Origin of the sequence: Gilliamella sp. Pas-s27 (genome assembly GCF_009795865.1) — a bacterium.
In the GTDB taxonomy this organism is placed as follows: Bacteria; Pseudomonadota; Gammaproteobacteria; order Enterobacterales; family Orbaceae; genus Gilliamella.
Window position 1 is genome coordinate 39,756 of the sequence record NZ_WTEW01000019.1, and the last position, 11,992, is coordinate 51,747.

Sequence of the window (11,992 nt, forward strand, 5' to 3'; positions counted from 1 at the left end):
ATATTATGAAACATTTTTTAGCCAAGCACGCCACAATTAAACATCGACTATATTCTTTATACTATACTGCTTTTAGTTATGGTCGAGGTCTTCTTGTTTTAACACTTTGTTTATGGGTAGGTAATATAATCTCTAAATTATTACCAATAATAATTCCAGGTAGTATTATTGGATTGTTAATTTTATTTTTTTTACTGGCTTTTCAATTAATACCCACTTGTTGGATAAAAAATAGTTGTAATCTTTTTATGCGCTACATGACATTACTTTTTGTTCCTGCAGCGATGGGGATTATGGATAATTATTCACTTTTATTGCAAAATTGGGTACCAATTATATTTGGCAGTGTTGGCGGTACTCTAATTGTGCTGCTTTTTACTGCTTTTTTAACAGAACATTTCCATAAAACAGTAAATCAAGATCCAACTGTACCACCAAAAAATGAGGATAATCAGCCATGATATGGATGTTACCATTAACACTTTGTGTTTTTCTCATTGTTCGAAAAATGTCATTTAAAATAAAAAATCCATTATTTAATCCTTTAGTGGTTACAGTTATTGTTTTAATTCCAATTTTACTAATAACCAAAACAAATTACACTCAATATGTTAATAATGTGAAAATTATTAATGACTTATTACCTTATTCTGTTGTTGCCCTTGCCTACCCTTTATATGAACTTATTCCACAGATCAAAGCTAGATGGAAATCAATAATGATTATTACGCTAACAGCTTCACTTGCATCAATGATAACCGGAGTTTGCATTGTATTTTGGCTAGGTGGAAATAACGAAATTGCCGCATCAGTATTACCAAAATCAGTCACTACAGCTATTGCGGTAACAATTGCAAGTAACCAAGGTGGAGTTCCATCTATAGCAGCATTATGTGTAATACTTGTTGGAATACTTGGCGGTATATTTGGACACCAGATATTAAATCTAGTAAAAATAAAATCGGCTCCAGCAAGAGGATTATCCATTGGCGCTGTTTCACACGCAGTCGGTACTGCTCGTTGCATTGAGATGGACTATAATGAAGGAGCATATAGTTCATTATCATTAGTTTTATGTGGTATTATAACGTCATTGACAGCTCCGTTTTTATTTCCAATAATGGTTTTTATTTTTAACTGGTTTTAGCATGAAATTTAAAAAAATTATTGCTTATATTGCTAGCTTCTGTTTTTTTTTGATGGCAGTAATTGTCAGTTTAGATTATTGGATTAGTTATAAAACAGCACCTTATATCTACCATGATGAAAATAAACTTCCCTATCGAGAGATTGGTGTTGTACTTGGTACATCAAAATATGTTCGCAACGGTGTTATAAATGGGTTTTACCAAAATCGAATTGATGGAGCAATTGAGCTTTATTGGCAAGGTAAAGTTAATTATCTTTTACTTAGTGGAGATAACGCTCTTTTGAGCTACAACGAACCCATTACAATGAAAAAAGATTTAATAAAAGCAGGTATCCCTAGTGACTCAATTGTTTTAGATTATGCAGGTTTTAGAACCCTTGATTCAGTTGTTCGGGCCAATAAAGTATTTGATGCGAATGATTTTACCATCATCACTCAAGAGTTTCATTGCGAAAGAGCAATTTTCATTGCGCTTGCTCAAGGTATACAAGCACAATGCTTTGCAGTACCTTCCCCTAAAAGCATGAAGTTAGTTCGAATCCGAGAAATGTTTGCGCGAGTTAGTGCTTTTATTGATCTTTATATTCTAAAAAAAGAACCTAAATATCTTGGTCCTGTTATTCCAATCCTATCCAATTCTCAATAGCTATTATTAATAATAAAAATTTTGTCAAAAAGTTTCAGGAAAGCTATGACTTTTGTATAAGAACAAAATAAAAACGCAATAGTCTAATAAATTAGATTGCATTTTTATGCAAAAAAAAGTAATATTTAGTCAAATTTATCGTTATACAAAATATTTAATTAACAATGAACATTGAATTAAGTCATATTAACTGCTTTTATGGTGAGCATCAGGCATTAAATGATGTTTCACTCTGCTATCCACTAGGTGAAACTATTGTATTACTAGGTCAAAGTGGAGCAGGTAAAAGCTCTTTATTAAAAGTATTTAATTTACTTGAAATTCCAACATCAGGCAGCATGACTATTGCTAACTCATATTTTGATTTTTCAAAAAAAATCAATGAATCAAAAGTTAGATTATTAAGAAAACATGTTGGTATGGTTTTTCAAAATTATAATTTGTGGCCGCACTTAACCGTACTAGAAAATTTGATTGAAGCACCTTGCCAAGTATTAAAACTATCAAAAAAAGAAGCAAGTGATAAAGCAATGGCTATATTAGAAAGGCTACAAATTAATGATATGTCTCATCGTTACCCTCTCCACCTTTCTGGTGGACAACAACAACGTGTTGCAATAGCTAGAGCATTAATGATGGAGCCAAAAATCTTATTATTTGATGAGCCAACAGCGGCATTAGATCCGGCTATTACTTCACAAGTTGCTGAAATTATTAATGAACTATCGCAGACAGGTATTACGCAAATTATTGTTACTCATGAAGTCGATTTTGCTCGCAAGGTTGCTTCACAAGTAATTTATATGGAACAAGGTAAAATTATAGAGCAAGGGCAACTTGAATGTTTTACTCATCCTAAAACTGAAGAATTTAAAGCTTATTTGTCACATTAATTAAAATAAAATTGGGTGGATATATGAAAAAAACATTACTCGCTATTTTTCTTGCAGGCACAGCCTTTGTTGCTCAAGCAACAGAAACATTAACCATTGGCACAGAAGCAACTTATGCGCCTTTTGAATTTACCAATGAAAAAAATGAAATTATTGGGTTTGATATTGATGTGATTAATAAAATTTGCGAAGACATCAAAGCCTCTTGCAAAATTGTTAATCAATCTTTTGATGGCTTAATTCCAAGCTTAAAAACACGTCGAATTGATGCAGCAATAGCGGGAATTGATGTGACACCTGAGCGTCAAAAACAAGTTGATTTTACAAAAATTTATTATGATGATAGTTCAATCCAGTTTGTTACTTTAAAAGATACCTTAACTAGCCTTGATCAACTAAAAGGCAAACGTGTTGGTATTCAAAAAGGAACAACTTACCCAAAATACCTAAGTGAAAAATACCCTGACGTTAAACAAGTCAGTTACGATAGCTATCAATTTGCTTTTTTAGATTTAAAAGCAAAACGAATTGATGCCATAGTTTCAAGCTCAATTGTTGCTGGTGAATGGCTAGGTAAAGAGACTGATATTGTACCATTAGCTGACAAAATCACCGATCACGAATTTTTTGGCGAAGGCTTAGGTATATCAGTACGCAAAGGTAATGATCAATTGTTGAATCAATTTAACCAAGCTCTTGATAAACTAAAAGCAAATGGTGAATTAGACGCTATTTATAAAAAATGGTTTAACAAATAGTTATTAAATAGCAAAAATCGACGTCATTATGATCTCGCCGCATACTTTGCGGCGAGTTTATTTTTTATTAAACAATGTTAATTTAACAACGGTTTTCTTATGTCAGACTTTCTAACAAATAAAATAAATTGGATTCTATCTTTGATGGATGGATATATATTGCCACTAGCACAAGCGACATCAATTACATTATCATTAGCTTTAGTATCATTAGTGGTAGGCATATTTTTTGCCTTTATTTTTACGCTATTAGAATTGTCTCCAATTAAACCAGTTGCATGGTTAATGTCACTTTTTAATTTAACGATTCGAGCTTTACCTGAACTATTAATTGTTGTCGCTATTTATAACGGATTACCGTTGTTACTCATATTATTAAATGATGGTTTTACAATTAACCTTTACTTTACCTCATTAACAATACAGCTGGACATTCAAAATTTTAATATTAACCCTTTTTTATGTGGCGTTGCTGCACTTTCCCTTTTATATGCAGTTTATGCCTCACAAACACTGCGTGGTGCATTTAAAGCAATTTCAAATGGACAGTGGCAAGCAGCCCAAGTACTTGGACTTAGCAAATCACGCATATTTTTTCGTATAATAATGCCTCAAATGTGGCGTCATGCATTACCGGGATTAAGTAATCAATGGCTGATTTTATTAAAAGATACAGCACTTGTATCGGCTATTGCCATTAATGATTTAATGATGCAAACAAAAGCAATTATAGCTCGAACAAATCAACCTTTTTTATGGTATTTTATTGCAATGATTATCTATTTAATCATCTCAATTTTAAGTCAAAAAGTTATATCACGAATTGAAAAACGTTCAACCTATTTTGAACAACCAACATCAGCAAAAAATTAGTAAGGTCTTATTATGTTTGATACTTTTATTTATTACCTTAAAATCATACTTCAAGGTCTGCCTAATACATTAAGCTTAGGAATTTTAGGAATTTTATCGGCTGGATTGCTCGCAATCATCTTTTCATGTTTATTGTCACTAAATTCGTATGCTTTAACTAAAGCTATTCGTACATATATTATTTTATTTACGGGCTCCCCACTACTTGTACAACTATTTTTAATTTATTATGGACCATCACAATTTAGTGATACATTAAGCAAAGTCCCCGTACTTTATGAACTTATCTCATCACCTTGGTTTTGTGCTTATCTAGCATTAACACTCAACAGTGCCGCCTATACAACTCAAATTTTTTATGGTTCATTAAAGGCCTTACCTAAAGGACAGTGGCAAGCTTGTGAAGCACTTGGTATGGATAAAAAACAAACATTAAAAGTTATTTTACCTTATGCATTAAAACGAGCTCTTTCGACTTACTCTAATGAGGTAGTCTTTGTTGTAAAAGGTACGGCATTAGCATCAATGATTCCCGTGATGGACATTATGGGATATAGCAACCAATTAAATGGTGATTATTATGATTTTTCTATTTTTGTTGTTGCAGGCTTAGTTTACCTCTTGATAAATGGCTTACTTAGCACCATTATGAGGATCATAGAGAAAAGAGCCCTCACCTTCGAAAACTAATATGAGCCAATTTGATTCAAATTCTTTTTTAAAAACAGTCCCACATAAACCGGGTATTTATCAAATGTTTAATGATAAAGAAACGATTATTTATGTGGGAAAGGCCAAAGATCTTAATAATCGACTAAAAAGCTACTTTAATAACAGCAAAAAAACATTAAAAACGGATATGCTAGTGAGCCATATCCATCGTATCGAATTCACAATTACCAATACCGAAACAGAAGCATTGCTGCTTGAACAAACTTATATAAAAAAATATCAACCTAGATACAATGTACTTTTAAAAGATGATAAAAGTTATCCATTTATAAAACTAAGCAAAGAACTTCATCCACAACTTTCACTTTATCGGGGAGCGATAAATCGAAAAAAAGATGAGTTTTTTGGGCCTTATCCAAGTGGATACGCAGTAAAACAAATATTAACTTTATTACAAAAAACATTTCCGATAAGGCAGTGCTTAAATTCAACCTATCGCAATCGAACACGCCCTTGTCTACAATACCAAATTAAACGTTGCCTAGGCCCTTGTGTGCCGGGTTTAGTCAGTGATGAAGATTACCTTGAACAAGTTAACTATGTTAGATTATTTTTATCTGGTCAATCAGATCAAATACTACAAAAAATAACTAAAGATATGCAAAAAGCTAGTAGCGAACTTAACTTTGAAAAAGCAACGATCTTGCGTGATCAACTTCAAGCAATAAAACACATTAATGAAAAACAAGCGATATACAACAATAATGATAATCTTGATGTCATCGGTTTTCATTATGAGTTAGGCTTAGCTTGTATCTATATACTATTTATTCGTAACGGACAAACTTTTGGTCATCGCTCATACTTTCCTAAAGTACCATCAAATACAGAACTAGAAGAAGTTATAGAAACTTTTTTAGGCCAATTTTATCTACAAGGTAATCAGAATAGAAATATTCCTAGAAAAGTTTTACTCAATTTTTCGTTATCAGATAAACAACCAATGGAAGATACACTGTCACTTATTGCAGAACATCAAGTTAAACTAATTGATGAGCCTAAAGGAGATAATCTTAAATTACTCAATATAGCAACAGTGAATGCTCAAACTGAAGTTAAAAATAAATTATTAGAAAACTCAACAATAAAACAGAGATATGACGCATTAAAATCTTTTTTGGGAATCGATAAAATTAACCGAATGGAATGCTTTGATATCAGCCACTTTATGGGCAAAAATACCATTGCATCTTGTGTTGTGTTTGACGACAAAGGACCAGTTAAATCTGAATTTCGTCGTTATAATATTACCGACATCACACCTGGCGATGATTATGCCGCAATGAAACAAGTCTTAACACGCCGTTATAGTAAAAAAGATCTACCTGATGGCAAAGTTCCAGATATTATTTTTATCGACGGTGGTAAAGGGCAACTTAATCAAGCTCTAAAGGTATTTGAACAATTAGAGGTAAATTGGAACAAAAATCATCCTATACTAATTGGTGTTGCTAAAGGTGCTGATCGTAAAGAAGGATTAGAAACCCTCTTTTTTGAAGCTCATGGCATAGGATATTATCTTGATGATCACTCCCCTGCGCTATTACTCATTCAACAAATTCGTAATGCATCGCACGATCACGCTATTGTTGGACAACGCAAAAAAGGGACAAAACAACTTACTGATAGTGCCCTAGAACATATTGAAGGCATTGGTTCTAAAAGACGTCAAGCATTATTAAAACATTTTGGCGGATTAAGAGGATTAAAAAATGCCAGTGTTGACGAAATAGCACAAGTACAAGGCATATCTAAGTCATTAGCAGAAAAAATTTACCTAAATTTAAAGCAATAGCACATTGAAAAAATAATGTATTTCAGGCAACATAAACGCCAATAAAATACTATTTTTTTACTAATCATTAATGTATTGATTAATAAAGCAAAAAAAAGAGCTTATGTCACATGAAAATTAATTTTCCAACAACCTTAACATTATTTCGAATTATTTTAATCCCTTTTTTTGTGTTGGCATTTTATTTATTTCCTTATGAATGGTCTGGTTTTTTTTCTGCATTAGTTTTTTTAATTGCAGCAGTGACTGATGTATTAGATGGTTATCTTGCTCGTCGTTTAGATCAAACTACGAAATTTGGTGCCTTTTTGGATCCCGTCGCTGACAAAATTATGGTAACGATTGCATTAGTTTTAATTACGCAATATTACCAAGCGTGGTGGATCTCAATCCCTGCAATTATTATTGTTTCTCGTGAAATAATCATATCAGCTCTGCGTGAATGGATGGCCGAAATTGGCAAACGTAACAGTGTTGCTGTTTCATCAATTGGCAAAATCAAAACAATTGTACAAATGACAGCGTTAACTTGGCTGCTTTGGCGACCTTGTGATATGGTCATTTACGCAGGACTTGCTGCCTTATTTATTGCAACATTCTTAACCTTATTATCAATGTTACAATATTTATGGATAGCACACAGTGATCTACTTGATGAAGAATAACTTTTTTTAAAGTATTTTTTACATAAAGTATTTAATTAAAAAATAACACTTTTTATTGTATAAAATTAAAAGTAATCTGTTTTAAATATAAAATAAGTCAAACATTGAGCAATTAAACAATTAATTTAAAATTTTTATTGACTGCAATGATAAGATAGGTAAAATGCACACCATTCAAAGCGCAGTTACTTTTAGTAATTTGTTTTGAGCCCGGGTGGTGAAATCGGTAGACACAAGGGATTTAAAATCCCTCGGCCTTTTTGGCCGTGCGAGTTCAAGTCTCGCCCCGGGCACCACTAATAAACGCCTCTCATGCGGGAATAGCTCAGTTGGTAGAGCACGACCTTGCCAAGGTCGGGGTCGCGAGTTCGAACCTCGTTTCCCGCTCCAATTTCATAGTTTAGTATATAAAAACTTTAAATATCATTAAGTCCTATTAAAATTTTAAAAATTACTTTTTCATGGCTAAAATTATTTTTATCACAAAGTAATATTCTACTGTAGCTATACTATTTAAAAAAATAGTTACATTAATAAAGCAAATTTAATTGTCATCTATTGTAAATAAACCTAATTTTTTATAAGTTCATAATTAGCAAAAGATTATTTATTATAGTATTTACTCTAGTTTCAATTTAAAAATAATTATAACCGTATCATAAAAAGGATATTAAAAGTAATGTTTTATAAAGCCAATGAAGTCAAATTAAAAAATAACGATTCATACTGTACAGATAGTTTAGGGGTACCTATCACTGGTACCGTTTTATTTGATGATTCAGAAGAAAGTCTTTTTGAAATTAATTATGTGAACGGAAAAAGACATGGACTAACAAAAATAACAGCTTTAGATGACAGCTTTTATTTCGAAACTAACTACGCTAATGGTGTTGAACATGGAGAGAGTCGCTATTATGAAAAAGGTAAACTATGCATAGTTAAAAATTATAAAAATGGTGTAGAAAACGGTCCATGTGTACAATATTATCCAAATGGCAATATTTATCATCAATATATACTTAACGATGGGGGAACCTGATGGGTTGGATACATATTTTTATGAGTCAGGCATTATAGCTAGTGAACAAAATTGGAACAAAGGTGAAACAATTGGCGAGTATCGTGTTTATCACAGAAATGGTAATATTTGGGAAATCTACCCAAAGAAGGGTGGGCTTATTCAGTACTTTTACCCTAATGGAAATATTTATAAAGAAATCCCATATGTAGACAAAAAATACCATGGAGAAGCCCGTTGGTATGATGATAATGGCTCCTTAATTGCCACTCAGCATTATTTGAATGGCGTAAAGCATGGAAATGGTAAACGTTATACCCCACAAGGAAATGTTGATTTTGAAATGCCTTATAACGAGTCTAGAAAACTATTTTATAAAACTTTTGATCATTGTATTATGCTTTATCAACTTTCAGCTTTAACCAATGAATTAATTGGTGACCCACTCATTAGCTTTATTTCCTTACCAGATCAATCGGGTCAACAATCACGACTACAGGGATACTTGACTTCCGCTCCTGATTATTTTCAATATATTTTAAGCAATATCATGTTTGCTCCACATATAAATTTGAGTGCGTGGAAAACAAAAAGTAACATAACAGTGAAATTTGATAATGATGAACCTAAACCATTACGATGCAAATTTTATAACTATGAACTCACTAAACTCCTACAAAATTTTCCTGACGAAATATATCGAGAAAATAACATTCTTCCCAAAAACGATCTAGACACATTAGGGCTGTATGCTTTTGTTAATGAATTTAATCAAATTGGGGGGTAACGATGATGCCTTTGAGCATAAAACAGAGGTTACATTTCAGGTTGGTAGGAAAGGAAATATAAAATTTAATCTTTCCTCTTTTGAAAAATGCAAAGAATTTTACATTAACAATTTAGAATTCCTTAGATGATAAATTTTAAAAAATAATAAAATCAATGTCATTCCTAAATATTTTTATAGGTAAAATACCGAATTACACTAGCTACGTGAGATTTGTACTAAAAATGGGGTATTTGTTTTTTCTTAACTTACGTTAATTTTTTTAAAATTTTTATTAAAATTTAGGTCTAGCTATTCAACAAAACTAGACCTAACTAAATAATTTATAGAAACTATTAAACTAATTCAGAGATAATATTACGAGCTTGCTCAAAAAAACGTTGATAATGATCTTCATCAACATTCTCAAGACCAATTGTGTTATAAAGAAAATCAATTTTTATATCATTAACTTGTAGATAATGCATGCCCTTCATAACATAATCAGTCATGTGTTGTTCCCAACCATATTCCAAAAAGCCAGCCTTTGTACCACCAACTAGTGCAACAAATCTGATTTTTTCAACTTTTAACTTAGATCCTTCTCCATACGCTAAACCATAGTTCCATACTCGTTCAAAATACCCTTTCAATATTGCAGGAAAACTATACCACCAAACAGGAAAGACTATTACTATAGTATCTTTATTATCAAGTTCTGCAAACAAACGACGAACTTCTGCAGAGTATTGCTTTGTAGGGTTTTCCCATTCAGGTTCATCTTCTTCTCGTAAAACAGGATCAAAATTACAACGATAAAGATCTAAGTTTGTGACCTCAATTCCTTGCTTTATTGCCTGATTATTCATTTCTTTAACAATATTTGCAGTTAATGAATCCTCTCGAGGATTAGCCCATATGATATATAAATTATTTGTTTTCATTAAATTCTCCCTACCAAAATACAAATTATGAATTTACAGAACGTTTTTTATTCTGTAAAGTGACTTATTTGGCATTATTTAATGAAGAATTTTCACTAATGAAATTGAAATTTGCTGATTTTACAGTATTTATTGCAGTAGCTCGCTACAAAAATTTTCGTGCAGCAGGAAATGCATTAGGTTTATCGCCCTCTGCTATTAGCCACGCCATTAAACAATTAGAACAGCGACTTAAGGTTCAAGTTTTTAAGCGCACAACACGTAGTGTATCGCTAACTGAAGTTGGGTTTACTCTTTATGAACGTTTAAGACCAGCCTTTGATGAAATAGAGACAATATTAGATGAAGTAAACCATTTTCGTAAAACACCAATGGGGACATTAAAAATTAATACGGCCCCTATATTTTCTCGTTTAGTACTGATACCGATTGTTGCTGGATTTACTCGTCAATTTCCAGATATTAGAGTCGAAATTTCAACCGAGGATCAATTAATTGATATTGTACAACATGAATTCGATGCAGGGATACGTTTACATACTACAGTTGAAAATGATATGGTCACCATACCTATTGGTCCAAAAATAAAAATGTGCGTAGTGGCTACTCCAAATTATTTCACTCATTATCCGATTCCAACTCACCCATATGATTTAAATATTCACAAAAGTATTGTTTTTCGATACAAAAGTGGCAGAACTTATCTTTGGGAATTTGAAAAATCCAATGAAAAAATAGAAGTTATGCCAAAAGGTAATATTATACTTGATGATATGGACTCAGCATTAAAAGCAGCATTATGTAATATGGGGATTTGCTATACCAGTTATGAACAAGCAAAATCTTATCTGGAAAGTGGAGAATTGATTTCAGTTCTTGAATCATGGTTACCTATAAGACCTAGCTTACAACTTTACTATCCACGTAATCAATATATTAGCCATAGTCTGCGTACATTTGTTGATTACATTAAAAATTTATAATAATAAATGATATATCAACACTTTTTAGTAAAAAAAGATAAGGTTATTGATTTTTTGTGTATCAATATACCTTTAAAGTACACGCTAATTATTTCATTTTAATCTAACAATATTATTACCTATTGATTTATCGATCTAAATATCAATAGTGGTAGCGTTTTTGAATAAAATTAAATAAGTTAAATAATCAAATAAAACAATTTAAGACGATAAAATAGCTTAAATGATGTAATAAATACCCACCCTTGCATTTCCATATATCAATCAAAAAAAGACAAATATTATTAAATAACCTATATTAAAACCTTTATTTATAATCATATTAAATGATCATAAGATCGTAGGTAACAAAACCAAATTAACCTATAATATTGGGGAATTTATTTTTTTACAGATATACAATCTGTCGATATGAGAAACTCACCAAGTAATTCCAATTATTTAGCCTTATTAATAGAATTTGATTTTTTCGACTTTTCTAATTTACCGTTCAAAACAGAAAAAACAAACGTGGCAATTATACCTGTAACGGTCAACAATACTTGGAGACAATCTTAGGTAGTTTTTAGTAAATTGTATTCAAATTCTGCAGGTGAAATAAATCCCAGTTTATAATGTCTTCTTTTTTGATTATATGCAATAGTCTTTACTTAATCTGACATTCAAGTTATTTTATAACACAAAAAGGAGAGTCAGAAATGAATCAAACAGCCAAAATCATTAAACCTAAATTAGGACTTTTAGAATTAGCTAAGCAACTCGGTAACGT

General features: G+C 31.6%; 13 protein-coding genes and 2 tRNA genes. 14 read left to right on the plus strand and 1 reads right to left on the minus strand.

Translation table 11 applies throughout. The annotated features are described in order from the left end of the window. The first annotated feature begins 5 nt into the window (after positions 1 to 5). The 13 genes from GQ589_RS08525 (at position 6) to GQ589_RS08585 (ending at position 9,317) form a co-directional block, all read left to right on the plus strand. The gene (locus GQ589_RS08525; RefSeq protein ID WP_160425611.1) at positions 6 to 461 is read left to right on the plus strand and encodes a CidA/LrgA family protein; all 456 of its coding nucleotides are present in this window, start codon (positions 6 to 8) and stop codon (positions 459 to 461) included. Next, on the plus strand, positions 458 to 1,147 hold the full coding sequence (locus GQ589_RS08530) for a CidB/LrgB family autolysis modulator (protein ID WP_160425613.1): 690 nt from the start codon (positions 458 to 460) through the stop codon (positions 1,145 to 1,147). The genes GQ589_RS08525 and GQ589_RS08530 overlap by 4 nt, the downstream gene beginning before the upstream one ends. A gap of 52 nt (positions 1,148 to 1,199) precedes the next feature. Continuing rightward, entirely contained in the window at positions 1,200 to 1,796 is a 597-nt protein-coding gene (locus tag GQ589_RS08535) for an ElyC/SanA/YdcF family protein (protein ID WP_202115061.1), read from the plus strand. A 164-nt stretch (positions 1,797 to 1,960) separates the two neighbouring features. After that, entirely contained in the window at positions 1,961 to 2,689 is a 729-nt protein-coding gene (gene artP / locus GQ589_RS08540) for an arginine ABC transporter ATP-binding protein ArtP (protein WP_160399867.1), read from the plus strand. 23 nt (positions 2,690 to 2,712) lie between these two features. Continuing rightward, positions 2,713 to 3,447, plus strand: coding sequence for a transporter substrate-binding domain-containing protein (locus GQ589_RS08545; RefSeq protein WP_160425617.1), 735 nt, complete (start codon positions 2,713 to 2,715; stop codon positions 3,445 to 3,447). A gap of 144 nt (positions 3,448 to 3,591) precedes the next feature. Further along, entirely contained in the window at positions 3,592 to 4,320 is a 729-nt protein-coding gene (artQ, locus tag GQ589_RS08550) for an arginine ABC transporter permease ArtQ (protein ID WP_160399955.1), read from the plus strand. A gap of 12 nt (positions 4,321 to 4,332) precedes the next feature. Further along, the gene (gene artM, locus GQ589_RS08555; RefSeq protein ID WP_160412004.1) at positions 4,333 to 5,010 is read left to right on the plus strand and encodes an arginine ABC transporter permease ArtM; all 678 of its coding nucleotides are present in this window, start codon (positions 4,333 to 4,335) and stop codon (positions 5,008 to 5,010) included. A gap of 1 nt (position 5,011) precedes the next feature. Next, on the plus strand, positions 5,012 to 6,847 hold the full coding sequence (uvrC, locus tag GQ589_RS08560) for an excinuclease ABC subunit UvrC (RefSeq protein WP_160425619.1): 1,836 nt from the start codon (positions 5,012 to 5,014) through the stop codon (positions 6,845 to 6,847). Positions 6,848 to 6,957: 110 nt separating this feature from the next. Next, positions 6,958 to 7,512 carry a CDP-diacylglycerol--glycerol-3-phosphate 3-phosphatidyltransferase gene (pgsA, locus tag GQ589_RS08565; protein ID WP_160412006.1) on the plus strand — a complete coding sequence of 185 codons (555 nt, stop codon included), beginning with the start codon at positions 6,958 to 6,960 and terminating at the stop codon, positions 7,510 to 7,512. Positions 7,513 to 7,720: 208 nt separating this feature from the next. Continuing rightward, positions 7,721 to 7,808: transfer RNA gene (locus GQ589_RS08570), tRNA-Leu, on the plus strand. A gap of 18 nt (positions 7,809 to 7,826) precedes the next feature. Further along, a tRNA-Gly gene (locus tag GQ589_RS08575) sits at positions 7,827 to 7,902 on the plus strand. 289 nt (positions 7,903 to 8,191) lie between these two features. Next, entirely contained in the window at positions 8,192 to 8,551 is a 360-nt protein-coding gene (locus GQ589_RS08580; protein WP_160425621.1) for a toxin-antitoxin system YwqK family antitoxin, read from the plus strand. Positions 8,552 to 8,555: 4 nt separating this feature from the next. Further along, positions 8,556 to 9,317, plus strand: a complete 762-nt coding sequence (locus GQ589_RS08585) for a toxin-antitoxin system YwqK family antitoxin (RefSeq protein ID WP_160425623.1) — start codon at positions 8,556 to 8,558, stop codon at positions 9,315 to 9,317. 335 nt (positions 9,318 to 9,652) lie between these two features. Here the strand turns inward: GQ589_RS08585 and GQ589_RS08590 are convergent, their stop codons facing one another. Further along, positions 9,653 to 10,240, minus strand: coding sequence for an NAD(P)H oxidoreductase (locus tag GQ589_RS08590; protein ID WP_160412008.1), 588 nt, complete (start codon positions 10,238 to 10,240; stop codon positions 9,653 to 9,655). A 98-nt stretch (positions 10,241 to 10,338) separates the two neighbouring features. Here GQ589_RS08590 and GQ589_RS08595 point away from each other — a divergent pair, with 98 nt between their 5' ends. Beyond that, positions 10,339 to 11,223, plus strand: coding sequence for a LysR family transcriptional regulator (locus tag GQ589_RS08595; RefSeq protein ID WP_160425627.1), 885 nt, complete (start codon positions 10,339 to 10,341; stop codon positions 11,221 to 11,223). Positions 11,224 to 11,992 lie beyond the last annotated feature (769 nt).

Coding starts and splice junctions, on each gene's coding strand:
- artM (WP_160412004.1), top strand. CDS start 4,333: ATGTTTGATACTTTTATTTATTACCTTAAAATCATACTTCAAGGTCTG.
- GQ589_RS08580 (WP_160425621.1), top strand. CDS start 8,192: ATGTTTTATAAAGCCAATGAAGTCAAATTAAAAAATAACGATTCATAC.
- uvrC (WP_160425619.1), top strand. CDS start 5,012: ATGAGCCAATTTGATTCAAATTCTTTTTTAAAAACAGTCCCACATAAA.
- GQ589_RS08535 (WP_202115061.1), top strand. CDS start 1,200: ATGGCAGTAATTGTCAGTTTAGATTATTGGATTAGTTATAAAACAGCA.
- GQ589_RS08545 (WP_160425617.1), top strand. CDS start 2,713: ATGAAAAAAACATTACTCGCTATTTTTCTTGCAGGCACAGCCTTTGTT.
- GQ589_RS08530 (WP_160425613.1), top strand. CDS start 458: ATGATATGGATGTTACCATTAACACTTTGTGTTTTTCTCATTGTTCGA.
- GQ589_RS08595 (WP_160425627.1), top strand. CDS start 10,339: ATGAAATTGAAATTTGCTGATTTTACAGTATTTATTGCAGTAGCTCGC.
- pgsA (WP_160412006.1), top strand. CDS start 6,958: ATGAAAATTAATTTTCCAACAACCTTAACATTATTTCGAATTATTTTA.
- GQ589_RS08590 (WP_160412008.1), bottom strand. CDS start 10,240: ATGAAAACAAATAATTTATATATCATATGGGCTAATCCTCGAGAGGAT.
- GQ589_RS08525 (WP_160425611.1), top strand. CDS start 6: ATGAAACATTTTTTAGCCAAGCACGCCACAATTAAACATCGACTATAT.
- artP (WP_160399867.1), top strand. CDS start 1,961: ATGAACATTGAATTAAGTCATATTAACTGCTTTTATGGTGAGCATCAG.
- artQ (WP_160399955.1), top strand. CDS start 3,592: ATGGATGGATATATATTGCCACTAGCACAAGCGACATCAATTACATTA.